23 protein-coding genes and 2 pseudogenes are annotated in these 26,869 nt (G+C 39.6%); 15 read left to right on the top strand and 10 right to left on the bottom strand.

What is annotated here, in order from left to right; all coding sequences use genetic code 11:
• Positions 1-7: 7 nt before the first annotated feature.
• The 3 genes and pseudogenes from P4S71_RS01705 to P4S71_RS01715 all read left to right on the top strand — a co-directional run.
• Positions 8-915, top strand: a pseudogene (locus P4S71_RS01705) (glycoside hydrolase 43 family protein); the annotation flags it as partial.
• 36 nt (positions 916-951) lie between these two features.
• A complete protein-coding gene (locus P4S71_RS01710; protein ID WP_337150164.1) occupies positions 952-1,692 on the top strand; it encodes a hypothetical protein in 741 nt (246 codons plus the stop codon).
• 221 nt (positions 1,693-1,913) lie between these two features.
• On the top strand, positions 1,914-2,645 hold the full coding sequence (locus tag P4S71_RS01715) for an alpha/beta hydrolase (protein WP_157770570.1): 732 nt from the start codon (positions 1,914-1,916) through the stop codon (positions 2,643-2,645).
• A gap of 170 nt (positions 2,646-2,815) precedes the next feature.
• On the opposite strand, the gene P4S71_RS01720 is transcribed toward P4S71_RS01715, so the two are convergent.
• The 6 genes from P4S71_RS01720 to kduD form a co-directional block, all read right to left on the bottom strand.
• On the bottom strand, positions 2,816-3,832 hold the full coding sequence (locus P4S71_RS01720) for a LacI family DNA-binding transcriptional regulator (RefSeq protein WP_007377232.1): 1,017 nt from the start codon (positions 3,830-3,832) through the stop codon (positions 2,816-2,818).
• A 263-nt stretch (positions 3,833-4,095) separates the two neighbouring features.
• Positions 4,096-5,397, bottom strand: a complete 1,302-nt coding sequence (locus tag P4S71_RS01725) for a TRAP transporter large permease (protein WP_007377231.1) — start codon at positions 5,395-5,397, stop codon at positions 4,096-4,098.
• The gene (locus P4S71_RS01730; protein ID WP_007377230.1) at positions 5,397-5,888 is read right to left on the bottom strand and encodes a TRAP transporter small permease; all 492 of its coding nucleotides are present in this window, start codon (positions 5,886-5,888) and stop codon (positions 5,397-5,399) included. The genes P4S71_RS01725 and P4S71_RS01730 overlap by 1 nt, the downstream gene beginning before the upstream one ends.
• Before the next feature lie 6 nt (positions 5,889-5,894).
• Positions 5,895-6,872, bottom strand: coding sequence for a TRAP transporter substrate-binding protein (locus P4S71_RS01735; protein ID WP_337149910.1), 978 nt, complete (start codon positions 6,870-6,872; stop codon positions 5,895-5,897).
• Positions 6,873-6,924: 52 nt separating this feature from the next.
• Positions 6,925-7,767, bottom strand: a complete 843-nt coding sequence (gene kduI / locus P4S71_RS01740; protein WP_007377228.1) for a 5-dehydro-4-deoxy-D-glucuronate isomerase — start codon at positions 7,765-7,767, stop codon at positions 6,925-6,927.
• Between the two features lie 21 nt (positions 7,768-7,788).
• On the bottom strand, positions 7,789-8,553 hold the full coding sequence (gene kduD / locus P4S71_RS01745) for a 2-dehydro-3-deoxy-D-gluconate 5-dehydrogenase KduD (protein ID WP_008134475.1): 765 nt from the start codon (positions 8,551-8,553) through the stop codon (positions 7,789-7,791).
• A gap of 131 nt (positions 8,554-8,684) precedes the next feature.
• Between kduD and P4S71_RS01750 the strand changes: the two genes are divergently transcribed.
• From P4S71_RS01750 to P4S71_RS01785, 8 genes are read left to right on the top strand one after another with little or no spacing between them, the layout of a single operon-like run.
• Positions 8,685-10,187 (top strand): tagaturonate reductase, encoded by a 1,503-nt coding sequence (locus P4S71_RS01750; RefSeq protein ID WP_337149911.1) that lies wholly within the window; start codon positions 8,685-8,687, stop codon positions 10,185-10,187.
• Between the two features lies 1 nt (position 10,188).
• The gene (locus P4S71_RS01755) at positions 10,189-11,676 is read left to right on the top strand and encodes a UxaA family hydrolase (protein WP_008134477.1); all 1,488 of its coding nucleotides are present in this window, start codon (positions 10,189-10,191) and stop codon (positions 11,674-11,676) included.
• Positions 11,677-12,627: a sugar kinase gene (locus P4S71_RS01760; RefSeq protein WP_096794401.1), complete on the top strand. Its 951-nt coding sequence runs from the start codon at positions 11,677-11,679 to the stop codon at positions 12,625-12,627. It begins immediately after the preceding gene.
• Positions 12,627-13,220 (top strand): pectinesterase family protein, encoded by a 594-nt coding sequence (locus P4S71_RS01765; protein WP_337149912.1) that lies wholly within the window; start codon positions 12,627-12,629, stop codon positions 13,218-13,220. The genes P4S71_RS01760 and P4S71_RS01765 overlap by 1 nt, the downstream gene beginning before the upstream one ends.
• Complete coding sequence (locus tag P4S71_RS01770; RefSeq protein ID WP_337149913.1) at positions 13,193-13,675, top strand: hypothetical protein; 483 nt, start codon at positions 13,193-13,195, stop codon at positions 13,673-13,675. The genes P4S71_RS01765 and P4S71_RS01770 overlap by 28 nt, the downstream gene beginning before the upstream one ends.
• Positions 13,676-13,700: 25 nt before the next feature.
• Positions 13,701-13,928 (top strand): hypothetical protein, encoded by a 228-nt coding sequence (locus tag P4S71_RS01775; protein WP_337149914.1) that lies wholly within the window; start codon positions 13,701-13,703, stop codon positions 13,926-13,928.
• A 20-nt stretch (positions 13,929-13,948) separates the two neighbouring features.
• Complete coding sequence (locus P4S71_RS01780; protein WP_337120815.1) at positions 13,949-14,332, top strand: hypothetical protein; 384 nt, start codon at positions 13,949-13,951, stop codon at positions 14,330-14,332.
• Complete coding sequence (locus P4S71_RS01785) at positions 14,310-15,092, top strand: hypothetical protein (protein WP_337120814.1); 783 nt, start codon at positions 14,310-14,312, stop codon at positions 15,090-15,092. The genes P4S71_RS01780 and P4S71_RS01785 overlap by 23 nt, the downstream gene beginning before the upstream one ends.
• A 104-nt stretch (positions 15,093-15,196) precedes the next feature.
• On the opposite strand, the gene P4S71_RS01790 is transcribed toward P4S71_RS01785, so the two are convergent.
• Both P4S71_RS01790 and P4S71_RS01795 read right to left on the bottom strand, forming a co-directional pair.
• Entirely contained in the window at positions 15,197-15,814 is a 618-nt protein-coding gene (locus P4S71_RS01790; protein WP_306724873.1) for a LysE family translocator, read from the bottom strand.
• Positions 15,815-15,875: 61 nt separating this feature from the next.
• Positions 15,876-18,362 carry a S9 family peptidase gene (locus P4S71_RS01795; RefSeq protein WP_337149915.1) on the bottom strand — a complete coding sequence of 829 codons (2,487 nt, stop codon included), beginning with the start codon at positions 18,360-18,362 and terminating at the stop codon, positions 15,876-15,878.
• A gap of 166 nt (positions 18,363-18,528) precedes the next feature.
• Between P4S71_RS01795 and P4S71_RS01800 the strand changes: the two genes are divergently transcribed.
• From P4S71_RS01800 to P4S71_RS01810, 3 genes are all read left to right on the top strand, one after another.
• Positions 18,529-19,533, top strand: a complete 1,005-nt coding sequence (locus P4S71_RS01800) for a LacI family DNA-binding transcriptional regulator (RefSeq protein WP_008134483.1) — start codon at positions 18,529-18,531, stop codon at positions 19,531-19,533.
• Positions 19,530-20,753 (top strand): glycosyltransferase, encoded by a 1,224-nt coding sequence (locus P4S71_RS01805; RefSeq protein WP_337149916.1) that lies wholly within the window; start codon positions 19,530-19,532, stop codon positions 20,751-20,753. Before P4S71_RS01800 ends, P4S71_RS01805 begins: the two co-directional genes overlap by 4 nt.
• Positions 20,754-20,874: 121 nt before the next feature.
• On the top strand, positions 20,875-22,101 hold the full coding sequence (locus tag P4S71_RS01810; protein WP_008134486.1) for a threonine/serine ThrE exporter family protein: 1,227 nt from the start codon (positions 20,875-20,877) through the stop codon (positions 22,099-22,101).
• A 357-nt stretch (positions 22,102-22,458) separates the two neighbouring features.
• On the opposite strand, the gene P4S71_RS01815 is transcribed toward P4S71_RS01810, so the two are convergent.
• Together P4S71_RS01815 and poxB are read right to left on the bottom strand one after the other, a co-directional pair.
• Entirely contained in the window at positions 22,459-22,806 is a 348-nt protein-coding gene (locus P4S71_RS01815) for a hypothetical protein (protein ID WP_337149917.1), read from the bottom strand.
• Positions 22,807-23,066: 260 nt separating this feature from the next.
• Positions 23,067-24,791 carry a ubiquinone-dependent pyruvate dehydrogenase gene (gene poxB, locus P4S71_RS01820; RefSeq protein WP_337149918.1) on the bottom strand — a complete coding sequence of 575 codons (1,725 nt, stop codon included), beginning with the start codon at positions 24,789-24,791 and terminating at the stop codon, positions 23,067-23,069.
• A 316-nt stretch (positions 24,792-25,107) separates the two neighbouring features.
• Between poxB and P4S71_RS01825 the strand changes: the two are divergent.
• Positions 25,108-26,762: pseudogene (locus tag P4S71_RS01825) on the top strand (pseudouridine synthase).
• Positions 26,763-26,869: the final 107 nt, after the last annotated feature.

The raw sequence follows: 26,869 nt of genomic DNA on the forward strand, positions 1-26,869 counted from the left end.
CCTAATAATGCGACCAATAAATATAATAATACTGTTAAAATTTTTTGTATATTACCTCGTTACTTTTTCATTTTCAGCCAAATCAATTGCCCCACCAGACGCGGCCTATGTAACAGATAATACTGGTATTAACCGCGTTAGTTTAAATACCGACGATTATACAAATCCTATATTACACGCCGATTATTCCGATCCTGATGTTGTTGCTGTCAATGGCCACTACTACATGACCGCGTCTAGCTTTAATTCAGCCCCAGGATTGCCAATACTTCATTCAACCGATTTAGTTAATTGGTCTTTAATTAATTACGCACTAACAGAACAGATCCCCGTAACGCATTACCAAAAAGTGCAACATGGTAATGGTGTTTGGGCACCAAATATACGTTATCACAATAACTTGTTTTGGATATTTTACCCAGATCCTGATTTTGGTATTTATGTTACCACGACAGCCAATCCAGCAAAAAATGGAGCAAACCGCGCTTAATTTTATCAGGAAAAGGACTCATCGATCCAACACCTCTGTGGGATGATAACGGTAAAAGTTACTTATTACATGCTTGGGCAAAGAGTAGAGCAGGCTTTAATAATGTTTTAAGTTTGAGGGAAATGACAAGCGATGCATCATCGGTAAGCAGCCTATTTACTCATATCATTGATGGCAAAAATTTCCCTGGATATAGGACGATTGAAGGACCCAAATTTTATAAGCGTAATGGCTATTATTATATATTTGCCCCAGCAGGTGGCGTTGATTTAGGTTGGCAATCGGTGTTTCGTAGTAAAAATATAGCCGGTCCTTACCAAGCTAAAATAGTTATGAATCAAGGTAATTCTATTATTAATGGCCCGCATCAGGGTGCTTGGATACATACTGACTTTGATGAAGATTGGTTTATCCACTTTCAGTCAAAAAAAGCGTATGGCCGTATCGTACATTTACAACCAATGCAGTGGAAAAATGATTGGCCTATCATCGGCAAAGACGAAGACGGTGATGAAATAGGTGAGCCTGTTTTACGCTATAAAAAACCAGTGCATAGCGATACAGTGACGATTAAATCACTTAAAGCAAGTGATGATTTTACTGCTGAACAACTGGCTCTACAATGGCAATGGAATGCAAATTCTGATGTACGTTGGTATTCGCTAACTAAAAAGCTTGGTGTTTTGCGCTTATATCAGCAGAAAAAAATAGCCGAAAGCAATGACAGCTTGTGGTTAACACCTTCTCTATTACTACAAAAATTACCCACAAATACCTTTACTCTAACCACTAAACTTACGTTACCTAAATTGCCATTAAAAGGCCAAGCAGGACTTGTTTTATTTGGTGAGAACTATGCATGGATCGGTATTACTTATGATAAAGAAACGCAAACTAATCAACTGGTTTACGCACAATGTATAAATGCACGTAAAGGCTGTAATGAACACTTAAAAGAACCTCAACCTTTCTCTGGTAATAATGTTGAGTTACGTATGACAATGCAACCCACTGGCGATGCTATTTTTAGTTATCGCACTAATAGCACAGATCCTTTTCGAATTATTGGTGAACATTTTAGTGCTACAAAAGGACGCTGGGTAGGAGCAAAAGTGGGTTTATTTCATGTTGCATCTAAGCCAAACGCAACGCAATTTATAGATGTTGATTATTTTCGTTTCACACCAATAGAGCAAAATTAAAAATGCGTAATAGCAACAGATTAATTTATTGTATTATACTCATTCTAGGTAGCTTTTTTATAATATCATCCGCATATGGAAAAGAGTACACGTTGCAAAATAGGTATAAAAAATTAATAAAGGATTACCCACAAATACAGTTACCCTCACAAACAATACCCCGCGAAATCTTGTCCTATCAGGATGTTGTTTATAAAAAAGTTACCGACCATGTATTAGCAATGTCTATTTATCGCCCCAAAAATTCAACCGCTTCCTTACCACTTGTTGTCATGATTCATGGTGGGGGCTGGCAATCAGGAACACCTGAACTATTAAAAACATTAGCATTTTCTATTGCAGCACAAGGGTTTGTGGTTGCAGTGCCTGCATATAGATTATCAACAGAGGCGCAATATCCTGCTGCAATTAATGATTTAGCCACTGCGCTGAATTGGCTTACAACTCATAAAGCACAATATAATATAGATACATCAAAACTAGCGCTAATTGGCAGCTCTGCAGGAGGGCAAATGGCGGCCTTACTGGCCTACAGTCAAGGGCAATTAAAAGAAACTAATAACCCACTTATAAAAGCTAACGTATTAATAAATATTGATGGATTGAGCGATTTTACAACACCTATAGCCCTACGCTATGAAAATGACCCAAGTAAAAAAATAACATCTGCGAGTGCTTGGCTCGGTTCGCGATATGAAGATAACCCCCAGCGTTGGCATAATGCGTCACCAATTAACTATATTAACGCAAGCTCACCCGCGACCTTATTTATCAATAGTAGTGCTAAGCGTTTTTATGCAGGCAGAGAAAAAGCCATCCAAAAGTTAAACTTTCTGGGTATAACCACTGAAGTTTATCAATTTAAGGATGCTCCTCATTGTTTTTGGCTATTCCAACCTTGGCAAACAGACACAATAAAAGCAATGACGTTATTTTTAAAAAAACAGCTATAACGGGTATTTTATACCAACCGGCTTATATATGGGGTCTATTTAACGATAAGAAAATTGCACTATAACTAGGCAAAAAATTTTATATCTAATTGTTCTAAATAAAAAATTTTTAACAACGTTATAGAGTGATTTAATTCACTAAATTGTTCAAGTATTTATGCCGTTTGGTATTATTCGCTACATTGCCCTGTCGACTCTCGCTTAACTAAAGTGGGCGTAACCGTTTTTTGAAGTGGTAACTTTTCTTTTGTTGCACGTGACTTATTTATTAACTTTTGTACTGCTAAACATGCCATATTATAAACAGGTCGACGAATCGTCGTTAACGAAGGAATAATGCGCGACGCTAAAATATTATCATCAAATCCTGCAACTGAAAGCTCATCGGGTACTTTGATATTTAAGTTACTTGCAACTCGTAATGCCGCTGCGGCCATTTCATCATTATTAGCTACAATAGCTGTTGGTCTATTAGGCGTGTCTAACAGTGTTTGTGCGCACATTAAGCCACTTTCGTAATTATTTTTCCCTTCCACAATACGACTGTCTGGTAGTTGCACATTGTAAACCTGTAACTCAGCCAAAAAACCGGCTAAACGCTCAGTAGATGAACGAAAATGTTGCGGCCCAGAAATAAAACCAATATCGGTATGACCAAGTTCAACTAAATGGCTTGCCATATCACGCATGGCTGCACGCTCATCCGAGACAACTATATTGTCTGCATCATCTAAATCAACAGAGGCAAGGCGTACATAAGGACATTGTGCTTCACGAAGAGCCGCCGCAAGTGCTTTATTTTCAGATACTGGTGGTAGGATAATCACGCCATCTAATTTTGAGCGTGAAATAAAACGTAAGCAATCATCAATAAAGTCCTCATGCTTTGACGACCCAGGGTGAACAACTAGCTCATAACCCAGTTCGGCGCACACACTTAAAGCACCGCGTTGTACTTGGTCAATATAAAGCGCATCAGGGTTATCATAAATTAGCCCTAATAAATAAGAACGACTAGATGCGAGTCCACGAGCCTGCTTATCTGGTGAAAAGCCTGTTTCTTTAATTATTTCCAGTACCCGCTCACGCGTTGCCTCACCTACTGCTGGTGAGCAGTTAATTACGCGAGAAACAGTACGTTTTGAAACACCTGAAAGCCGTGCTACATCATTGATCGTTACTGACATTATAAGTTCCTGAACAAGGGTAATCTTCAATTTTACCAGCTACTTGATGTCTGTAAAGAAACCATTGCAGTGATTAGTCTTTCAAGGCAAAAATGAACCCAAAAATAAATTATTTTGTAAGACAATAGTTATAACAGCGGTTGGCTTTTACGCAAAATAAATTCGACCAACCGCTTTTTGTATAGCCTATTGTAGTAGATTCAGCGCTGTTAGCGTGAAAATTACGGCTTAAGACAAGTTTATTATCCCAAGTTCAGATTATGTTACTCAATAAGACCAAATAAGCGAGGTAAAAACTCACTCACAGCAGGTACGTATGTAACCAGCATTAAAACTAAAAACATAACGATATATAATGGGATCATTGGCTTAATAATTTTATGAAGAGACGTTTTAGCCACTGCACAACTTACAAAAAGTACACTTCCTACTGGTGGCGACACCAACCCTATGGATAAATTTAATACAATCATAATACCAAATTGTATAGGCGACATACCAAACTGTTCAGCCACAGGCAAAAATATTGGCGTAAAAATAAGCACCGCAGGAGTCATATCGATAAATGCTCCCACTAGAATTAAAATCAAGTTTATGAGTAATAATATAATAATTGGGTTATCACTGAGTGTTAAAAAGAAATCACTGACAATTTGCGGAATATGGGTAAACGATAGCAGCCAAGACATTGCAGAAGAAGCACCAATGATGAGCATTACAATCGCGGTTGTTTCACATGCTTTTAGTAATATTCCAGGTAACGCGGCTAAACTAATTTCCTTATAAACAATAACAGATAATATTAACGCATAAATTACCGCGATTGCCCCCGCTTCAGTTGCAGTAAATACCCCTCCAATAATACCGCCTATTACAATAAAAATAAGCAGTAAACTAGGAAAGGCAGCCAACACTTTTTCAATAACAATTTTCAACGGTAGGCGTGCTGTTACAGGGTATTTATTTTTAATAGAATACACCGCACAAACAGTCATTAATGCAAGTCCAACTAATATACCCGGAAGGTAGCCTGCTATAAATAATGCCGCAATTGAAACACCACCACTGGCGATTGCATAAATAATTAAAATATTACTGGGTGGAATTAGCATGCCCGTCGTGGATGCCGTCGCGGTGACAGCAGCCGCAAAGTTTTCACTGTAACCATGTTTTTTCATCTCTGGTACCATAAAACTACCAATCGCTGAGGTTGCAGCTACAGCAGAACCTGATATTGCACCAAATAGCATACACGACAAAACATTTACCAACGCTAAGCCACCAGGTAAAAACCCTATTAATGCCATCGCACATTCGATTAACCGCTTGGCGATCCCTCCTTGGCCCATGATAAGCCCAGAGAGAATAAAAAATGGAATAGCAAGTAAAGCAAAACTATCTAATCCACCAGCTAGCTGTTGGGCGATAGTCGTCGCCGCCGGCGTAAAATCCATATGCATTAATAAGGCGAGTAAAGTAGCTAAACCAATGCATATTGAAATAGGGACATTAATAAGTAGTAATGCAAAAAAAGTAACGACGAGAATTATTGCTGTAAAATCCATTACACCTCCTCCTTCTGTCTAGTAGCGGCTAATTGAAGTAAATTATCTAAGCAATTAATCGCAATAAGTACCCCGCTTAATGGCAACACTAAATAAACAAATCCCATATTAATGCCTAAAGCTGCTGATGTTTGCTTCAAATCAAAGCTTAATAGCATCAATAAAGCGCCCCCATAAATTAATAGACTGCTGGCTGTTATTAGCGCTATTAATTCTATAAAAATAGCGCATTTGTGCTTTAGTCTCGGTTTCATTTTTTCATAAAACAGATCAAGCCCTAAATGTGCACGTGTTCGATAAGCGTAGGCTGCACCTAATACGCCAATCCAAATAAGCAAAAAGCGCGCTAATTCTTCGGTATATGAACTTGGCGAACGCATTATAAATCTCGAAAAAACCTGCCAGCAAACCACCGCAACAATGGCAACCATAGCCATAATCAAAATACGCTCAATTAGGTGATTTAAAAGTGTGTTAAATTTACGCATCATCTCTCACTACATTGCTTTAATTTTTGTTATTACTTTTGCAACAGGAGTGTTGTCAAAAGACGCATGAAACTCAACGACTTGATCGCGAAATGCTTTTTTATCTGGATAGGTTACTTCAACACCCGCTTCAATTACTTTTGCAAGGGCGTCATCAGAAGCGGTTTGCCATAACGAACGCTGGTACTTTACTGAATCAGCCATTGCTTGGCTTAGCCATTGCTGCTGCTGGGTATTTAACGAATCCCACACACTTTGGCTGGCTATAATCACATCAGGTACAAACGTGTGTTCATCTAATGAATAATATTTTGCTATTTCATAATGGCGAGATAAGTAATAACTAGGTGGGTTATTCTCTGCACCATCAACAACACCTTGTTGCAGAGCTGCATAGAGTTCACCCCATGCAATAGGCGCAGCTGCACCACCAAGGGCTTGAACAGTGGCAACCGCAGTTGGACTATTCAGTACTCTTATTTTTTCACCCACTAAGTCACCAGGTGTGTTGATTGGTTTATTCGTTGTATAAAAACTACGGCTACCCGCATCGTAATAACCCAGCCCTTTAAGTTTTGCAGTTGCAACCTTATCGAGCAGATTTTGGCCTGTTTCGCTATTAAGTACTCGCCAAAAATGTTCACTATCTCTGAATAAGTAAGGGATACCAAATACTTTCATTTCAGGTACAAACCCTTCAAGAGGACTGGCTGATACTTTGGTTATAGCAAGGCTGCCTATTTGCAATAGTTCAATTAATTCTCGCTCAGAACCAAGTTGGCCACCTGGGTAAATTACTATCTCCATACTCCCCTTTGAATAGTAATCTAGCCGCGTTGCCATAAATTCCATCGCCTTGTGAACCACATGACGAGTATCAAGTGTATGCGCTAATGTTAAACGTATGGTTTTTTTATCATCGCTACAACTGGTGAGTAGCCCGATCGATAAAACCAAAAAAACGACATTGAGAAGATTCTTATGCATTATTATATTTCTTCTTATCAGTGTGTGTGAATAAGCGATTGTACGAACTACATTACCTCAGTTCATGAGGCTGATATTTATCCATATCATCATAATCTAGATTTTCGCCAGCCATCCCCCAGATAAAACTGTAGTTTTGAGTACCCGATCCAGAATGAATAGACCACGCAGGTGAAACAACGGCCTGTTCATTATGTATCCATAAATGGCGCGTTTCTGTGGGTTCTCCCATAAAATGGCACACAGCTTGTTGCTCTGGTATTTCAAAATAAAAATACACTTCATTACGTCGATCATGTTGATGAGCAGGCATTGTATTCCATACACTACCAGGCTTTAGCTCAGTCAAACCCATTTGTAATTGGCAAGTTTTTACAACTGTATTAATCAGCATTTGGTTTATATCACGCTCGTTAGACGTTTCTAAAGCGCCTAAATGCAAGACGTTTGCATCATTACGGGTAACTCGTTTATTTGGGTATTTATGGTGTGCTGGCGCCGAATTTAAATAAAACTTAGCTGGATTTGTGTTATCACAGCTTTTAAACGTCACATTTTTTGATTCTTTGCCTATATACAAAGCATCTTTGTAGTTAAGTTCAAACGTCTCATTGTCTGCAGTTACCGTACCTCGGCCGCCTACATTGATAATGCCCAATTCACGTCCATTCAAAAAATGAGCTGCTTTAAGGTTATCGACTGTCTCTAGCGTTAAAGCTCCTGCTGTTGGAACCGCACTACCTACCATAAAACGTTCGTAATGCGTGTACAGCCAATAAATTTTGTCTACTTGCATAAGCTTATCAACCAAAAACTCATCTCTGAGCTGCTGTGTATCGTAGCCTTTCACTTCATTTGGACCAACGGCGTAACGTGACTCAATTTCTGTACTCATAGTTTGCTACCTAAAATAAAGTTATCGTGCTAACCAGCCGCCATCAACAGCTAAAATATGACCATTAACATAATCGCTAGCAGCTGATGATAAAAAGATGGCGGTTCCAATTAAATCCTCAGCTTCACCCCAACGCCCTGCTGGTATACGTTTTTCGATCTCACTGTTTCGAGTAGGATCATCTTGTAAAGCTTGTGTGTTATCGGTTTTAAAGTAACCGGGAGCAATTGCATTTGTTTGAATATTATATTGCGCCCATTCATTCGCTAATGCTTTAGTTACGCCTGCAATAGCATGTTTACTTGCTGTGTAAGCAGGTACTGTCATGCCACCACTATATGAAAGCATTGACGCAATATTGATAATTTTCCCTTGCCCTTTTTTAATCATTGCAGGTGCAAGTGCCTGAGCAAGTAAAAAACTAGCATCAACATTTACTTTCATTACGTTTTGCCACTGCTCGTACGGATAATCTACGGCTGGACTTCGAAAAATAGTGCCACCTACATTAATTAAAATATCAACAGTCCCAGCATACTCTAATGCACGCTCCGCAAGCGAAATTACAGCATCTTCGCGGCTTAAATCAGCAGATAATTCAATCACTTGCCCTGATTCATTTTTAATCATCTGGCACGTGTTTTTGCAACCATTCTCTTGGCTACTGCTACATATAATATTTGCACCTGCTTGAGCTAAACCCAAGGCTATTTGCTGCCCTAATCCACGGCTGGCCCCAGTTACTAAGGCCGTCTTTCCCTTTAAATCGAATAAATGCATGCTCATTGCCAATTCCTATCGTTAATCTCTATATTTATATAATGTAAATAAAATAATTTGAGTTGTTAAAAGCCATTCTTCGCTACCGGTGGCAGTTTGTCAAATTTAATTTGCCACCGGTGGCATTTATAAGTAGTATGAAATCAACAACAGGCCAATCGATACTCAAAATGGGTTATATTATGCAAACATTGAATAGAAAAAACTTTAATAAAAACAAATACCCAACAAAAATAATGCAATTTGGTGAAGGTAACTTTTTACGCGCTTTTGTCGATTGGCAAATAGATAAATTAAACCAAACGAGTGATCTAAGTGCAGGCATTGCAATTATTCGCCCAATTGATTACGACACATTACCGCTGCTAAATACACAAGATGGTTTGTACACCACTATTATTCGTGGCTTAAATGAGCAAGGTGAAACCGTAAGTGAAGAGCGTATTATTGGTTGCGTTAATGAAGAGATCCCTATTTATAAAAACCTTGAGCGTTTTTTAGAGCTTGCTACAAATTCTGATTTGAAAATCATTTTTTCAAATACAACTGAAGCAGGCATAGAGTACATTGATTCAGACAAGCTAGAGGATAAACCTGCAAAAGCATTCCCAGCAAAGCTAACACAATGGTTATTTCATCGATTTAATCACTTTGCTGGCTCAGCAGAAAGTGGCATGGTCATTATTCCGTGCGAACTTATTGATTACAATGGCGAAAAGCTCAAAGAAATCGTTTTAAAGTACGCAAAAAACTGGCAATTACCAGAAGAGTTTACCCAATGGTTAAATGTACATAACCATTTTTGCTCAAGCCTAGTTGACCGTATTGTGACAGGCTTTCCACGAGACGAACATCAACAACTGCAAGAGTCACTCGGTTATTTAGACAACTTTATGGTCACTGCCGAGTATTTTCACTTATTTGTTATTCAAGGACCAAAACATCTCGCTGAGTTATTGTGTTTGAAAGACAGTGACGTAAATATAAAAATTGTCGACGATATTTCACCTTACAAACAACGCAAAGTGGCTATTTTAAATGGAGCACATACAGCGTTAGTGCCGCTGGCATATATGGCAAATATTGACTCGGTTGGTGATGCCCTTAATGCTCAATTATTTGAACGATATTTAACTCAACTCATTGCTGATGAGATTATTCCGACCCTTGATTTACCCGCAGATGAGCTAAAGAAGTTTGCCAGCGATGTACTTAACCGCTTTAGAAACCCCTATATTTGCCATCTACTATTGTCTATTTCACTAAACAGTATGACTAAATTTAAGACACGCCTGCTACCTCAGCTATTTAAATATGTGGAATTAAACCAAAAGGTTCCTGAGTTAATTGCGATGGCAATGGCTGGACAAATTTTATTTTACCGTGGTGTACGTAATGATGAGTCTATAGCTCTCAGTGATAGCGAACAATGGTTAGCGTTTTTTAAAGACAACTGGCTGGAGTATGACCGTGGTAGCTTAAGTATTGATCAATTGGTTGAAAAGTTCCTAGCCTGTGATTGGCACTGGGAAACAAATTTAAATGATATTTCAGGCCTTAAACAAAGCATCGTAGGCTATCTACAGAGTATGTTGAACACCAGTGTAGCAGCCACCATTGAAAGTAAATTAGGTCAATAAAATGAAACCATTAATCAAATTACACCCAACCGATGATGTAGCAATTGCCATGCGCAATATTGGAGCAGGCGAAACATTACCGGTTGATGGCATCGACATTTTAGTAACTCAAGATGTAGACAAAGGTCATAAAGTAGCTTTGCGTGACATAGAAAAAGACGAGAAAGTTATAAAATATGGAGCTCCAATTGGCTTTGCTTTAGCTAATATACCAAAAGGTACGTGGGTTCATACACACTGTGTTAAAACCACCCTAAACGATGAACTTGAATATCAATACACCCCTGAGTTTATTGACCAAGCAGCAGCAACTCCATCACCCGATGTTAATATTTATCGTCGTAAAAATGGCGAAATTGGTATACGCAACGAGATTTGGCTTATCCCTACTGTTGGCTGTGTAAACGGTATGATTGCACAAATGAAAAAAGAGTTTATGCAACGAAACCCTGATCTTGGCATTGACGGAATTCATGTTTTTCCTCATCAATTTGGCTGCTCACAGCTCGGTGATGATTTAGAAACAACCCGTATTCTTTTACAAAACATGGTATTGCACCCTAATGCAGGCGGTGCGTTGGTTGTTGGCTTGGGGTGTGAAAACAACCAATTAAATGTGTTTAAAGAAGGGCTTGGGGATTTTGATGAAAACCGCGTTAAATTTTTAATCACACAACAAGCTGATGACGAAATTGAAGATGGTGTCGCTCTTCTCGAAGAAATTTATAGTCGAATAAAGCACGACAAACGCGAACCTGGAAAATTAAGTGAAGTTAAATTTGGTTTAGAGTGTGGTGGCAGTGATGGCCTATCGGGCATAACAGCTAACCCTATGCTAGGTGTGTTTTCAGATTATTTAATAGCCCAAGGCGGTACAACCGTGTTAACCGAAGTACCAGAAATGTTTGGTGCCGAAACGCTATTAATGTCGCGTTGTAAAGACGAAGCAACCTTTCATAAGTTAGTTGAAATGGTTAACAACTTTAAAGGTTATTACAAAGCACATAATCAACCCATCTACGAAAATCCGTCACCTGGAAATAAAAAAGGCGGAATAACCACATTGGAAGATAAATCACTAGGGTGTACACAAAAAGCTGGCAGCAGCAAAGTACAAGCCGTCTTACACTACGGTGAACGTTTGAGCGTACCCGGTTTAAACTTACTAGATGCACCTGGCAATGACCCAATTGCAACAAGTGCTTTAGGTGCTTCTGGTTGCCACATTGTACTATTTACCACTGGTCGTGGCACCCCTTATGGCGGCTTTGTTCCTACGCTTAAAATTGCCACTAATTCAGAGCTAGCCAAGAAAAAAACACGCTGGATAGACTTTGATGCTGGTGTGCTCATCAACGATGTAAGTATGGAGCAAGTGCATGGTGAGTTTGTTGACTTGCTTGTTGAGATAGTCAACGGAAAAGAAACCTGTAATGAAAAGAATGATATTCGTGAAGTCGCTATCTGGAAAAAAGGAGTCACGCTTTAAATGTCTATCAAAAAAATAGCAATTATTGGCGAGTGTATGGTTGAGCTATCGGGTCAATTATTTTCTTCTATGCAACAAAACTATGGCGGTGACACAATGAATACCGCTATTTATTTGAAAAAGCTCGCAGGTCAAAGTGTTGATGTAAATTATGTTACTTGCATGGGTGCCGACACATTGAGCACCGCGATGATAAAGCAGTGGCAAAAACATCAATTAAATACTGATTTTGTACTTATCGCACCTGATAAACAGGTTGGTTTGTATATGATTCAAAACGATGTTCAAGGAGAGCGCTCTTTTCAATATTGGCGAAGCGACTCAGCAGCAAAATATTTGGTAACACATCCTGATTTTAACCATATTGTCGCGCTTCTTAGTCATTTTGATGCTATTTATCTATCAGGGATATCACTCGCTATTTTATCAGTTAAAGATTGCAATACCCTGCTTGAAATTCTAACAAAGCTTGCTCATCAAGGTGTCGATATTATATATGACAGTAATCACCGCCCGGCTCTTTGGGCAAGTGATGAACACTGTAAAAAAACCAACAAAGTCATGTATGCGCTTGCTAATTTATCATTGCTCACTTTTGATGATGAAGTACAAATTTGGGCCGATAATAATATTACCGCTTGCCATTTTCGTTTGCACAAAGCCGGCGCTCAGCATGTGCTCATAAAAACAGGTGCTGATGGTTGTCAGTACAGTAATAAAAACACTTCAGAGCCCCGCTATTTTAAAACCAACAAAGTCGATAATGTTACTGATACAACAGCGGCTGGGGATTCATTTAACGCGGGGTTTCTAGCATACTGGCTACACGGTAATTCAATAGAGGACTGTGCCAAAGCTGGTAACTTATTAGCCGGACAGGTTATTCAACACCGAGGGGCGATTGTAGGTATTGATACTGATTCAATAAAAACGTCAATAATAGGTCGTTAATGATGAAGTTTACTTTTTTCGTTATTTGTCTATTGGTTAGTTGCAACATCCACTCAAAAACACCGGCCATTGGAAGTGAGCCCAGTACTATTTTGTATGTGGATAAGCATAACCCTAAATATTTCAGCTCGATTCAACAAGCTATTGATGCGAGTACTCACTTTAAACGCGTTATTATTTTAATCAGCGCTGGCGAATATAACGAAAAGCTATTTATAACTCGCAATAACTTAAGTTTAGTTGGTCAGTCGCAAAGTAATACGCGAATTACTTTTCCTGAGCTTAGAAATAACTGGCGAAAAAATCACGACAGTGATTGGGGGGCGGCGGTTGTAAATATTGACGGTAGCGATATAAATATCGTCAACTTACAAATCAATAATCACTACGGCCGAGAACACAATACTAACGAGCACCAGTTTGCGGTTCGTAGTTTTGAAAAGGCCACCCGCATCACCTTGCATCAATGTAACATTAGTTCCGACGGGGCCGATACTCTGAGTTTGTGGAATAAAAAGATGGATTATATTACCATTCATATTGCTCATTTACTGGCGCAACCGATATGGTGTGTCCTCGTGGTACCGCGTTAATTGAGCATTCTAAATTCTTCAACATAAAGCAAAGTGCCACTCTTTGGCATGATGGCGAACTCAATGTAAATCAAAAGCTCGTTGTAAATGACAGTGAATTTGATGGTGTAAAAGGTTTTTGGTTAGGTCGACATCATTATGATGCACAGTTTTATTTAATTAATAACCAGTTCTCTAGCCACATGGCTGACAAACCAATATTCAAAAAAACCTACCCTGATAAAAGCCGTAATAAGGCAAACAAATTTGGCGCTAGGTATTTTTTTGCGAATAATCAAAACATTAATAGTTATTCATGGGCGCGTAATAATTTTCAGCCCACTAACACTTATTTAGCCCAACAAACTGTCGAACAGTGGGTATTTGGTGATAAATGGCATCCAAATGCCGTACTTCATAATTTAGCACAACAAATAAATAAAACTGCTTTTGCTACTGATAGCTTTAGCTTATAAACATAACAATTTTAGGGTGCATACTTTGGATACAATCAATAAGAAAATTAAATATTTAAGTTTAAGTGTATTTGTTTTATTAGTGGGCGTATTCACCTCTCACAGGTATGCACTCGACTCAAATTTAGCCTTTAAAAATGCCGATGGATACGGGAAATACACGCAAGAGGGCGTGACGGCAAAATCTATATTGTTAACTCACTGGAAGATAATCCTAAAAACCCAGCAAAGGGAACACTTAGACACGCCTTAAAGCGTAAATACAAGCGCACAGTGGTATTTAATATCTCCGGTGTTATTCATTTAAAAGAACCCATTATTGTAAAAAGTGGCTTTTTAACTATTGCAGGGCAAACCTCTCCTGGTGGCATTACCGTTGCGGGTGCGCCAGTTCAAGTTTCGGATGCTGATCATATCATTATTCGCTATATGCGTTTTCGCCTTGGTACATTTAAATTAGCTGAAGATTCGATGTCTGTGCGCAATAGCCGAGATATAATAATTGATCACTGCTCATTTAGCTGGTCAGTCGATGAAACTGCTAGCTTTTATAATAACCAACGATTCACGCTGCAAAATTCAATTGTAGCTGCGAGCCTTAATCACTCAATCCATCCCAAAGGGCGTCATGGCTATGGTGGAATTTGGGGGAAATAAAGCCAGTTTTATTAATAATGTCATCGCTCATCATAATAGCCGCACACCACGATTAAATGGTTCACGCTTAAAACCCCCTTACGATGAACAGTTTGAATTTGTTGAATTTTCCAACAATATCATTTTTAACTGGGGCAGTAATAACGTTTATGGTAGTGAGAATGGCCGCTTTAACTTAATAAACAACATTTACAAACCGGGACCCGCAAGTAAAGTAATACAACTTGTTGATTTATGGTACTCACCAAATATAACAAAGTCTCAAGCTTATATATCTGGTAACTATTTTGTGGGAGATGAGAAAATAACTGCCGATAACCGACTGGGTGTAAACTATCGCACTAGCAAAGATGCAAAACGTAAAAATATATCAATGGATGATAAACGACTCAGTCGAGTTAAGTTAGAGCCAATCAATGGTGCTGTAAATAGTGCGACAATAAATAGTACTCAAAAAACCTACAGCACACTTATAAAGGAAAAAAACGTAGGGGCTAATTTTAATGCCAATGGCATGTTTTTAGATAATATTGATACACAAGTGTTAAACCAAGTAGATGGTAGTACGCCTATTAATGGCAAAGGTTTAATAAACAGTGAACTAGAAATGATTAAAAGCTGGGAAGAATATGAACGACAATTTCTAGGATTCCCTGACATAATTGATAAAAATAAAGATGGTATAAATGATCGTTGGGCAGCTAAAAATCCAACTAACCAACATAATATAAACGCTTATATAAATTCGATTACGGAGTAATCATTCTTCACTTTTATTATATGAAGGCCGGCTGGTGAATAAAGTCATCCGGCCTCTGAATAGGTCAAACTTAGAGATGACAAATATGTTCCTTCGCTAAGCGATTACCCTAGCGCTAACCAGATACCTACAGCAGCCATTAAGCTGCCAGCAATACGGTTCATCCATTTTATATTATCGCCACGGCTTAAAAATAAACGCAGGCTTTTACCGCCTGTTGCGTAAGCTAACATGCATACAAATTCGCTCACCATTATTACACTTAACAATACTAAAAGCTGAGGAGCTACAGCATGCTCAACACTTATAAATGGCGGCAGTAGTGAAATCATAAACGCCCAGCCCTTAGGATTTGCAATTGCAGTTACAAAACCTTGGGTAAATAACGACTGCCTACTTACATCACTTGGCTTTGAGGTATCAATGGACATTTTTCCTTTGGCTCGCCACATGTTAACGCCAATATAAATTAAGTACGCGCCGCCTACCCACTTTAAAATAGCGAACGCATCTGGGTAATTTAGCATTACGCTTGCAACGCCTAAAACCGCAGCTATAGCAACACTTGCGACGCCTAATAGCTCGCCTATCATCATCCATAATGTGCGGCGCACGCCAATGCTCATACCCAAAGTCATAGCGAGCGTCATACACATACCAGGGGTGATAGACACAAAAAAGAACGTAGGAATAAAAACCGCAAGTGCTGCTACATCAATCATTAATTTACTCTCATATTAAAAGCAAAAACGCGGCTAAATAGCCACGTTTTGAATACTTATTCTACTCCTGGCCTGCGGTTGGCTCTGCGGCTTTATCAGTAGTCACTTGCTCAGTAGTTACTTTTACCGGCTCAACTGTATCACTAAGCAAGTACTTGTCTAACCACTGCTCTTGTTCCCACAATACATGCAATAAGCTTTTACGCGCGCGGTAACCATGTGCTTCATAAGGGAGCATTACTAAGCGAGCATCTTTACCTAAACCTTTTAGGGCTGCGTACATGCGCTCACTTTGCATTGGGAAGGTTCCTGAATTAGGATCTTCTTGGCCGTGGAGCATTAGCATTGGCTCGTTAATTTTTTCAGCATGGAAAAACGGCGACATATTAGCGTACACAGTTTGTGCTTGCCAAAAATCACGTTCTTCTCCTTGAAAACCAAACGGCGTTAATGTGCGGTTATACGCGCCACTGCGGGCAATACCTGTTTTAAATAAATCGCTATGAGCCAATAAGTTAGCAACCATAAATGCACCATACGAATGCCCTGCTATGGCAATTTTATCTTTATCGGCAATGCCTTTTTTAACCAATACATCAACAGCTGCTTGCGCACTTGATACTAACTGCTTTCTAAAGTTATCGTTTGGCTCGCTGCCATCAATACCCACTATTGGCATTTTAGGGTCGTCAAACACGGCAATCCCTTTGGCAAGGTAAGGCATTGGGCCCCAATAACCAATGTAGGTAAATGCATAAGGCGATTCGCGTACTTGCGATGCAACCGCTTTATCTTTGTATTCAAGTGGGTAAGCCCACATAAGTACCGGTAACGGGCCTTGTGTTTTGTCATACCCTGGTGGTAAATAAAGCGTGCCAGAAAGCTCAACCCCGTCGTCGCGCTTATAACGTAACTGCTCTTTAGTTACCCCTTTAAATGCAGGATACGGGTGCTCAAATGTCGTTAACTGCGTTAGCGTGTCGTTATCTAAATCGCGTATAAAAAAGTTAGGTTGCTCAGTTTTAGATTCACGAATAGTAATAAATCGCTCACCTTCGTCGTCAAGCAGTGCGCGAACGCGCTCGTAGTATGGCGCTTGTGATTGCCATAAACGCTTACTGCTATTTGTTTTAACATCGTACCTATCTAAAAACGGCACATTACCTTGCTCTGAAGCACCATTACCGCGCAGGTAAATATAACGCCCGCCTACAATTTTAATTACGTTTGCGCCTAAATCATTGCGCTCGTAAATTGCATTACCTGGGTCTTTGTACGCATCGTTGTAACTACGCTCTGAAAATAGCATGCGGTTTCTGTCGGCATTTCGTGGTTGCACTATGTAAGTACGTACTTGGCGATCGCTAAAGCGCCAGTCTGTCAGCATTGCTACGTTTTCGTTGCCCCACTCCATTCCAGCATAACGGCGCTCTACTTTGGCAAATAATTTAGGCTCGCGTTTAAATGGTGCACGTAAGCTGTAAACATAATCATGATGCTCAACGTCGGTTTTCATGTCGCCGCCATCTTGCGCCTGCGCCCAAATAACTTCAGCGCCTTGATCGGCTCGCCATTCAAAATCGCGGCGGCCAGTGCGAACACTGTCGTAACCTTGCGGAATATTATCGGCAAGAGGTTGCTTTGCAAGTTCGGCTAAAACATAACCGCGCATGCCCCATATTTGCCAAGTGCTTGCAAAACGGCTGTACGGTACTTGATACGAAAATGGCTGGCTAATACCTGCAACCAATATATTTGTCGAATCAGGTGATATCGAAAACGCTTTAAATAAAGAAGGACGTCCAATTGCTTGGGCATTACCATCAAGTGTTATGTAAGCCAGCTGACCTAAGCCATAAAATTTAAACTGCGCTTCATCAAATGGGCTTGTTAATAGATTTTGATAAGTGCGAGCGGGCGCTTTTTCACCAGTGCTTTGTTGAATAACAGGCACTACATTTTGACTGTCGTTTTGCAAAGCAGGTTTACCAACATTTACCGCCAAGTTTGCCACTATGGCGCTACTGTCAGGTAACCATTCGTAGGGAGTTGCTGTTATTACTGAATTGAGTGCTGCACTTGAAAGCTCTTTTGCTTGTTTTGTTTCAACATTGTAAAGCCATAAATTTGCTTGGCTAGGTTGCTCAACTATAAACGCTAAATACTTGCTGTTAGACGACCACTGAGGAGAGCGAATAATACCGCGTGGTAAATTATTAATACTAATCACTGTACCAGTGCGAACATGTTTAAGTTCAACAGCGCTAAACTTAGCGCTCACACGAGAACGCGAAAAATTAGCTGGGTTCAATTTAATCCCTGCAAGCTTAAGCTCTTCTTTTGCAAGCTCATCAAGTGTTACCACTCGTTTGCGTTCAAATAATGCAAGCCACTGACCATCGCTCGACAAGTAACTAGTGGGGGCTAATTTAGCATCAACCAAAGCTGCAAGCTCTGGTGAGGGCATTTGATACCCTTGTTCTGCATAACTTGCTGGCAATAATCCAACACAACAAATAAAGGCAACTAACAGCCTAAAAGCGTTCATGTTTTTATCCTTTTGTTATTTTTTACTTTTATAAACGTATATAAACACGTTTTGCTTTGTTCATAAAGCATTAAGCTCGTTTAAAGTATTCCAATAGATGACTTAATAGTGTTATTTAAGCTACACTATTGCGCTATTTATTCACTATTTCGGCACTTTAAGTACAATGCAGAACAGAGCTAAATCAGTCACTATTTTTGATGTTGCAGATCTTGCTGGTGTATCAAAGTCAACCGTATCCTTGGTGCTTACTCAAAGCGATAAAGTCGGCAAAAAAAGTAAACAAAAAGTACTAAAAGCCATTGACGAACTAGGCTACATTTACAATCGCGATGCAGCAGCTATGCGCTCAAGGCGCTCTAACTTAGTCGCTATTGTAATAAACGATTTAACTAATCCGTATATGGCGCAACTCGCGACTAACCTTGAGCGTATTTTAAACGAAAATAACTTACAAGCCATGATAGTAAGTAGTAATAATAATCTTGAGCTGCAAACAAACGCGGTTAAAAACTTAAAAGAATACAACGCCGCCGCATTTATTATTTGCCCTGTTGCTAATACTTGTGCCAAATGGCTCGATACTCTCAGCGCACAGCAAAAAGTAATGACCTTAATGCGAGAAGTTCCCTTTAGCGCAGCGCCATGCGTACTTCCCGATTATAAAAAAGCCAGCCACGTAGCCAGCATGCATTTGCTTGCACAAGGCGTTACACATATTGCATTTATAGGAAGCGAGCTAACGCTAAGCGACTCTCAAGCACTTCAAAGTGGCTTTAATACTGCTTGCTCACAGCACGGCGTTACGCCTTTGGTAGCCATATCATGCAGTCAAAACCAAGCGCTTAGTGCTAAAAATGCATTTATTGAAGCTTACGCAAAACACCCTCAGTTAAGCGCCCTTGTATGCGAAAATGATATAATTGCACAAGGTGTTTTTGCTGCAATACAGACGCTTAACATACCAACCAATAACAATATAAAAATAGCGAGCTGCTACCACTTACCTTATTATAGCGTTATGCCTTACAGCTTAAGCACCGTTGTAATTAACACACATGACATTGCTAAACGTTGTCACCTAGTACTCAAAGAATTGCTACAAAACACAGCTCCGCCAGTAAAAACACTGGTAAATGTAAACTCACTAATTAGAGATTCTAGCCAATGAAAAAAGTGCTGGTAATTGGTTTCGTATGGCCAGAACCAAATTCATCTGCTGCGGGAACGCACATGATGTCGTTATTAAATACTTTTAGAGCGCAAAACTGGGACGTTGAATTTGCAACGCCCGCGCAGCGCACAGAGCACATGGTAAACCTTGACGCTTTTGGCATAACCAGCCAAAGCATTGCACTAAACTGCGATAGCTTTGACGAATACGTTAAAGCCTATAACCCCGATATAGTCATGTTTGACCGTTTTATGATGGAAGAACAATTTGGCTGGCGCGTCGATAAACATTGCCCTCATGCGATTAAAATTTTAGATACCGAAGATTTACAATGTCTGCGTAACGCTCGTCACGAAGCGTTTAAAGGTGAGCGTGAGTTTACAATCAGCGATTTACACTCAGACATAGCAAAACGCGAAATCGCCGCTATTTTACGCTGCGATTTAAACTTAATTATTTCAAGCTATGAAATGCGTTTACTAAGCAGCGTATTTAAAATAGAGCCAAGCTTATTGCACCATTTACCATTTATGGTCGATTTAAGCTCATTACCTGCAAGTACAAAAACGTTTGAGCAGCGCCAACATTTTATGACCATAGGCAATTTTAGGCACGCACCAAACTGGGATGCCGTGTTACACTTACAAAAAATATGGCCACTTATTCGCAAGCAACTCCCAAAAGCAGAACTACATATTTATGGCTCCTACCCACCACCAAAAGCCACGGCACTAAATAACCCTAAAACAGGGTTTTTAATAAAAGGCTGGGCCGATAATGCGTTTGATGTAATGCAAAGCGCACGTGTATGTTTAGCACCACTTCGTTTTGGTGCTGGCATTAAAGGTAAATTGCTTGAAGCCATGATTATGCAAACACCCAGCGTTACCACCAATATTGGTGCTGAGGGCATGCATAATGATTTACCATGGCCTGGTAAAATAGCCAACACCGCCGACGATTTTGCCAATGCAGCTGTTGAAATGTACACCAATCAAAGTGACTTTGAACAAGCGCAGCAAGATGGCAATACACTCCTTAATACGCTCTACGATAAAGCACAATTGAGCACGGTGTTAATTAAAAAAATCGATTCAATAAGTAGCGATTTAAAGGCTCATCGCGAAAAAAACTTTACAGGCCAAATGCTCAAACATCATACAATGCGCAGCACTCAATACATGTCGCAATGGATAGCTGAAAAAATAAAAAATTAGATTAAAAATGACTAGACACACACCAATTAGTGTTTAAAATCGCGCCCATCAAACGTGGGCAGTTTTAGCTGTATTGTCTATATTTTTAGCTTAGTTATCGCAATATTTGGTCCAAAAAGATTTGAAAACTGCAACCTTTACAGAAAAACGCAAATTTATCGTTAAATTGGGTAAAATGCTTCACAAGTATGGTACGCCTGCTTACCGCCTAGAAGCCCACCTAATGGAAGTGGCTACCTATTTAGGACTTAAATCGTCGTTTGTTATGTCGCCAACTTCGGTAACGTTTGTTATTTGGACTGATGGCCACGAAGACGAGTACACCCATGTTGCTCGTGTAGACCCTGGCGATCACGATTTAGGCTCACTTGCCGATACCGACGACCTTGTAAACCAAATGCTTGACGACAAGTTAACTTTACAAGAAGTTGACGCCCAGTTAGATGCTATTTACGACATGCCAAACCCATACAATAAACTTGTTACGGGCGTTGCCTTTGCAACTTCTGGTGGTGCGTTTGCCATGCTAATGGGTACTAGCTGGACTGATGTTATTTGGTCATCGCTACTTACTTTGGTTGTTTATGTGTTTGTACTTTGGTCTGGACGCTCAAAACGCGTAGCTCATATGCTTGAGCCATTGGTAGCCATAATATCGGCAATACTTGCATGTGCAGTAAGCGTGTACATAACGCCCGAAATAAACATACGCTTGGTGGTACTTTCGGCCATTATTGTGTTTATACCCGGTTTAGCACTTGCGCTTGGCTTAGCAGAGCTTGCGGCGCGGCATTTAGTGTCGGGTACAGCAAGAGTCATGGACTCGTTTATGCTGTTATTTAAACTCTATTTTGGCGGTTTTATTGGTATAGGTATTGGCTTTGCACTCTTTGGGCAAGCTGACTTTGTACAACCTGATCCTCTACCAAAGTGGACAGCATGGCTGGCTATATTTTTACTTTGTAGCAGCCTAATCGTTATTTTTAGAACCAAACTTAAACACGCAGTTTGGTCTATTGCATCAGGATTTATAGCGTACGGCACAAGTATTGGCTCAGCTATGTATCTTGATTACACGTTAGGTACGTTTGTGGGTGCTTTATCGGTGGGTATATTTAGTAACTTGTTTAACCGTGTTGCTAATGCGCCGGCCTCTATTGTAGCCATGCAAGGCTTAATTGTATTAGTACCAGGTAGCAAAACCTATATTGGCTTAAACTCACTCATTGAAGGCCAAGACTTTATATATGCAGAGCATATAGGCCAGCAAACGTTTTTAATATTTATGTCGCTTGTTGCAGGGCTAATATTTGCAAACGTCGCCCTACCGCCTAAAAAGAGTTTGTAAGTGATACTGAGCACTCGCTTTACTTTAATTGAGTAAAGCGAGTGAAACGTTAAGCTAAAAACAACCGCCAAGTAGCAATTGAGTGTTTTAGCTCATTACATTGCACTTGAGTCAAACTCAAAAACCTCATAGTGATTCCAACGTAAAAACAGTTCACCGCTTTCTAAATAACCTGAACTCTGGATAATAAATCTATCTCAAGCAGCTATTTTCAGCGCTAACTGCGTTGAATTTACTTGCAATAGGCCAGCTATTGACGCGTAAATTCGCCTTGTTTTCACTAAAAATCTCTGGCTAGAGAAAATAAATTTAAATATCACTATGATTCAATATTTTAGTAAATCTCTTAACCAGAGTTCAGGTTAAATACAGATTTATGTCATCACTTGATGGATAGCAAAAATCATCCCAGTGATCACAAAAAAATATCCAAGGTAGGGCTAATGCTGTTTCTTGATCCCAGCAAATTGTTACTGTTTGCGAATCATTTACTAAGCCCTTTAACCATTGGCGTGTTAACTCACTCCCTTGTGTGGAGTCGAATCTTTTTGCTCCAACCGGAAAGTTAATGGGTGTGGCGGCAATTAATGCTCTTGCTTGATCTTCACTCAATGGATTGAGTTTATTTAATGTAGCTTTAGAAAAATCACCATGGGATGAGCTAATCCAGCGCCATGCTAAAGAAAAGTCTTCAATTTTAATCAACGCTCTATACCTACTTTTATAAACACGTAATTGACCTCATAGGTTATTACTATTACCTACTCTATACAAACCTCATGCTATTTTACTTTTAGTTCAACAAGTTAAAAGAAAGCACTATGGTTTATTAATATTTAAGAAAGTATGTCCGACGTTTTTTACATTACGTGAAAGGCATACCTTTGCAATAAGCACATAATAGAGGACATTATTGCTTCATACTTCCCTATTGAGCCAAAGTACTCAATAGGGAAGTAACTTAACTAACGTAACCAATTAGTTTTACCCAGTTCGACAACTTCATCGCCTTTTCCATTTATTAACGCCTTCATCATGTAAACACTAAAGCCTTTTGCTTGCTCTAATTTGATTTGCGGCGGCATTGAAAGCTCTTGTTTTGCGGTATCGACTTCTAAAACAACAGGTCCTGAATGGTTCATCATCTCGCTCATTGCCGATGGTAATTTTTTAGGGTCGTCCACATGAATCCCTTTTAAGCCACAGGCCTGTGCAATGTTAGCAAAGCTTGGGTTTTCTAAATCGGTATCGCTTGATAAAAACCCACTGGCTTTCATTTCCATAGCCACAAAACTAAGTGAGCGATTATTATAAACAACAATCTTTATTGGTAAATTGAGCTGTTTAAGTGAGATTAAGTCCCCCATTAACATCGAAAAGCCACCATCACCACACATTGCAATGACTTGGCGATCTCTATCTACAGATTGAACCCCCATTGCCTGCGACATAGCATTTGCCATAGAGCCATGATTAAACGATCCTATTAAGCGGCGTTTTCCATTCATTGATAAATAACGCGCAGCCCACACTGTTGGCGTACCTACATCGCAAGTAAAAACAGCATCGTCAGCCGCTTGCTCGTTGAGTAAACGTGTTAGGTATTGCGGGTGAATTAAATTTTGCGAGGTTTTGCCACTGGCGAGTTCATCGAGATCTTTTCGCGATTCTTTATAGTGCTTAACACTCTTTTGTAAGTGCGAGTCTGTGCGCTCACCTTCAATATACTCAAGTAATGTGGCCACTGAATTTTTTGTATCCCCTAGCACGCCACAGTCAATTTGCACGTGTCGCCCGAGTGACGCAGCCTGATTATCAATTTGTAATATGGTGGTATTTTCGGGATAAAAAGCACGATAAGGAAAACTAGTACCAATCATAAGTAACGTATCGGCTTCTTGCATTGCATGATAGCCCGACGCAAAGCCAATAAATCCGGTCATACCAACATCGTAAGGGTTGTCGTACTCTATAAATTCTTTACCGCGCATAGCATGCACAATTGGTGCTTGTAGTTTTTCTCCAAGCGCAACAATTTCGTCGTGGGCATCTTTACAACCTGCACCGCACAATAAGGTTACTTTTTTACTTTTATTAAGATGAGTCGCCATTGCTTCAATATCAGATAAAGCGGGGGTATACGTTGCAGGTTTTGGCACGTTCCATTTTGGCTTAATAGCTTTGGGCATATCTTTTAATGCAATGTCGCCAGGTAACACAAGCACACTCACGCCTTTGTTTAATATTGCTTGTCGCATTGCGGTTTCTAGCAGGTACGGCATTTGCTCGGGGCTCGACACCATTTCACAATACACACTGCATTCTTTAAATAATTCTTGCGGATGGGTTTCTTGAAAAAAACTACTACCAATTTCAGGTGAAGGAATATGTGCGGCAATAGCTAATACCGGTACATTATTGCGCTGACAATCAAATAAGCCATTAATTAAATGAAGATTACCCGGCCCGCAAGAACCCGCACACACCGCAAGCTCGCCTGATAAATGCGCTTCTCCACCGGCTGCAAATGCGGCAACTTCTTCATGTCGCGTTCCTAGCCATTCAATTGTGCCCATTTTTCGCAGACTTTCACTAATGCCGTTAAGTGAATCGCCAGTCACTCCCCAAATACGTTTTACGCCCGCTTGTTCGAGGGTTTTAGTGATAAAACTTGCGATATTTTGACTCATAATATAGAACTCCTAAATATTCAGTTATTCTGTAAATTGATTTTTCGCCTCTGATCTATCAGGTAAGTCATGGTTTCGAAATGCGCTCAATTATTGAGAATCGATAAGCTTAAATATTTTGATAATGATAGATATATTACTACTGAGACTTTACTAACAAACGCCTAGGTTTGCTGCGCCCCCATACTGATACATAAAACATGAATGTCCGCTTTAAAGTGCTTATGAATATGCGGGTGCGAGATTTTTAGTGGCTTAACTATGAATATGTTATTATGCGCTCAATTATTTTACTGAATGCTTTTCTCTTACTTCTATGTCAAATTCTGCTTCTTGCTTTACATTATTTTCTCAAAATATTGATGCTCTCGCGCTTTCTGAAAAGTTTACTTTCCCTTTTTATTACGAGCCGCAACCATTAGCTGTAGCAGCCACAAAACAATTACAGCAACAACTTGAAACGTTAACGCATTTAAAAGCAGAAAATGCAGGTAAAATGTTTGGGGTTTTAGTGGTGCAAAATGCTAAGCAACAATTAGGCTTTTTAAGCGCTTATTCGGGGCAAATTGAAGGTGATAAAAGCAACATTAGCTTTGTGCCGCCTGTTTCTAGCATGCAGCTACAAGACGATAGCTATTTGGCTCAAAGTAAAATAATTAACGATATTAATGCTCAAATTGAGCAATTAGAAAATAGTGAACAACTGCATGAAGTTAATAGCAAACTTGATGATGCAACACAGAGCTACCAGCAAGCGTTATTAGCTCAACAGGCGGTAATGCAAGCCGGTCGTCAGCAAAGAAAAATACAACGTACCGAAGGCGAATTAGAGCTTAGCGAAAGTGATTTTGAGCAGTTAAAAAATAAGCTTGCAGGGCAAAGCATCGTAGAAAAAAAGCAACTGCTGGCACTTAAAGCCTATTGGCAAAATATAATCGAGTCACTGCAGCAAACACACATCAATATTTCTGATGAAATTGCTCATTTAAAAAAACGCCGTAAAACGCTTTCTAAAAGCTTACAAAAAAATTATTTGCGCAGTACCAATTTTTAAATGCAAATGGAGAAACTACAGATTTAAATGCTATTTTTGCAGCATTACCTGAGCACACTCCTCCTTCGGGTGCTGGCGATTGTGCTGCGCCAAAATTATTACAATACGCCTATAAACATGACTTAAAGCCACTTGCTATGGCTGAATTTTGGTGGGGAGCAGCGCCTAAATCGGCAATTAGGCAGCATAAAAATTACTACCCATCTTGTTACAGTAAATGCCAACCAATACTTGGGCATATGTTAAAGGGTTTAAACGTTGAAGATAACCCGCTACTTATCAACCCAGCTCAGGGTAAAGATTTAAGTATTGTTTATAAAGATGACGACTTACTTGTGGTAAATAAGCCCGCTGAGTTTTTATCGGTACCTGGCGTTAATATTAGTGACTCAGTTTATATGCGAATCAAAACGCAGTTTCCAGAGGCATCAGGCCCACTAATTGTACACAGATTAGATATGTCGACTTCTGGGTTATTGATGATTGCACTTAATAAACGTGTGCACAAAGCACTGCAAAAGCAGTTTATTGAACGCACTATAGATAAACGTTATGTCGCACTAGTTAATGGTAACGTAGCTGAGGACAGCGGAGTAATTGATTTACCCTTAGTGCTCGACTTTGATGATAAACCGCGCCAAATGGTGTGTTACAAACATGGTAAGCCGTCGCTCACTATCTGGCAGGTTTTAGAGCGTAACAACAACATTACCCGATTACAGTTATACCCTAAAACAGGGCGAACTCATCAATTAAGAGTGCATTGCGCACACAGTTTAGGTTTAAACATGCCAATTATAGGCGACACACATTACGGACAAAAAGCCGATAGATTACATTTACATGCAGAATACTTAGCATTTACTCACCCCATTACGCTCGAGCGATTGAAATTTGAAGTCGCTGCTGATTTTTAATCAAATGCATATGGCCACAACTGCTATATTATACAAATTATGGTTTTTATTAGTTAAATTGAAATCGTTTATGATTAAGTTTTTTTCAAAAAACAAATATAAAAATA

It is taken from the genome of Pseudoalteromonas sp. B62 (genome assembly GCF_037162565.1).
Taxonomy (GTDB): domain Bacteria; phylum Pseudomonadota; class Gammaproteobacteria; order Enterobacterales; family Alteromonadaceae; genus Pseudoalteromonas; species Pseudoalteromonas fuliginea.

Coding starts and splice junctions, on each gene's coding strand:
- P4S71_RS01725 (WP_007377231.1), bottom strand. CDS start 5,397: ATGGATTTTACAGCAATAATTCTCGTCGTTACTTTTTTTGCATTACTA.
- P4S71_RS01765 (WP_337149912.1), top strand. CDS start 12,627: ATGATGAAGTTTACTTTTTTCGTTATTTGTCTATTGGTTAGTTGCAAC.
- P4S71_RS01795 (WP_337149915.1), bottom strand. CDS start 18,362: ATGAACGCTTTTAGGCTGTTAGTTGCCTTTATTTGTTGTGTTGGATTA.
- P4S71_RS01735 (WP_337149910.1), bottom strand. CDS start 6,872: ATGCATAAGAATCTTCTCAATGTCGTTTTTTTGGTTTTATCGATCGGG.
- P4S71_RS01770 (WP_337149913.1), top strand. CDS start 13,193: ATGGTGTGTCCTCGTGGTACCGCGTTAATTGAGCATTCTAAATTCTTC.
- P4S71_RS01750 (WP_337149911.1), top strand. CDS start 8,685: ATGAAATCAACAACAGGCCAATCGATACTCAAAATGGGTTATATTATG.
- P4S71_RS01785 (WP_337120814.1), top strand. CDS start 14,310: ATGGTGGAATTTGGGGGAAATAAAGCCAGTTTTATTAATAATGTCATC.
- P4S71_RS01790 (WP_306724873.1), bottom strand. CDS start 15,814: ATGATTGATGTAGCAGCACTTGCGGTTTTTATTCCTACGTTCTTTTTT.
- kduI (WP_007377228.1), bottom strand. CDS start 7,767: ATGAGTACAGAAATTGAGTCACGTTACGCCGTTGGTCCAAATGAAGTG.
- P4S71_RS01805 (WP_337149916.1), top strand. CDS start 19,530: ATGAAAAAAGTGCTGGTAATTGGTTTCGTATGGCCAGAACCAAATTCA.
- P4S71_RS01720 (WP_007377232.1), bottom strand. CDS start 3,832: ATGTCAGTAACGATCAATGATGTAGCACGGCTTTCAGGTGTTTCAAAA.
- P4S71_RS01755 (WP_008134477.1), top strand. CDS start 10,189: ATGAAACCATTAATCAAATTACACCCAACCGATGATGTAGCAATTGCC.
- poxB (WP_337149918.1), bottom strand. CDS start 24,791: ATGAGTCAAAATATCGCAAGTTTTATCACTAAAACCCTCGAACAAGCG.
- P4S71_RS01715 (WP_157770570.1), top strand. CDS start 1,914: ATGTCTATTTATCGCCCCAAAAATTCAACCGCTTCCTTACCACTTGTT.
- P4S71_RS01730 (WP_007377230.1), bottom strand. CDS start 5,888: ATGATGCGTAAATTTAACACACTTTTAAATCACCTAATTGAGCGTATT.
- P4S71_RS01760 (WP_096794401.1), top strand. CDS start 11,677: ATGTCTATCAAAAAAATAGCAATTATTGGCGAGTGTATGGTTGAGCTA.
- P4S71_RS01710 (WP_337150164.1), top strand. CDS start 952: ATGCAGTGGAAAAATGATTGGCCTATCATCGGCAAAGACGAAGACGGT.
- kduD (WP_008134475.1), bottom strand. CDS start 8,553: ATGAGCATGCATTTATTCGATTTAAAGGGAAAGACGGCCTTAGTAACT.
- P4S71_RS01800 (WP_008134483.1), top strand. CDS start 18,529: ATGCAGAACAGAGCTAAATCAGTCACTATTTTTGATGTTGCAGATCTT.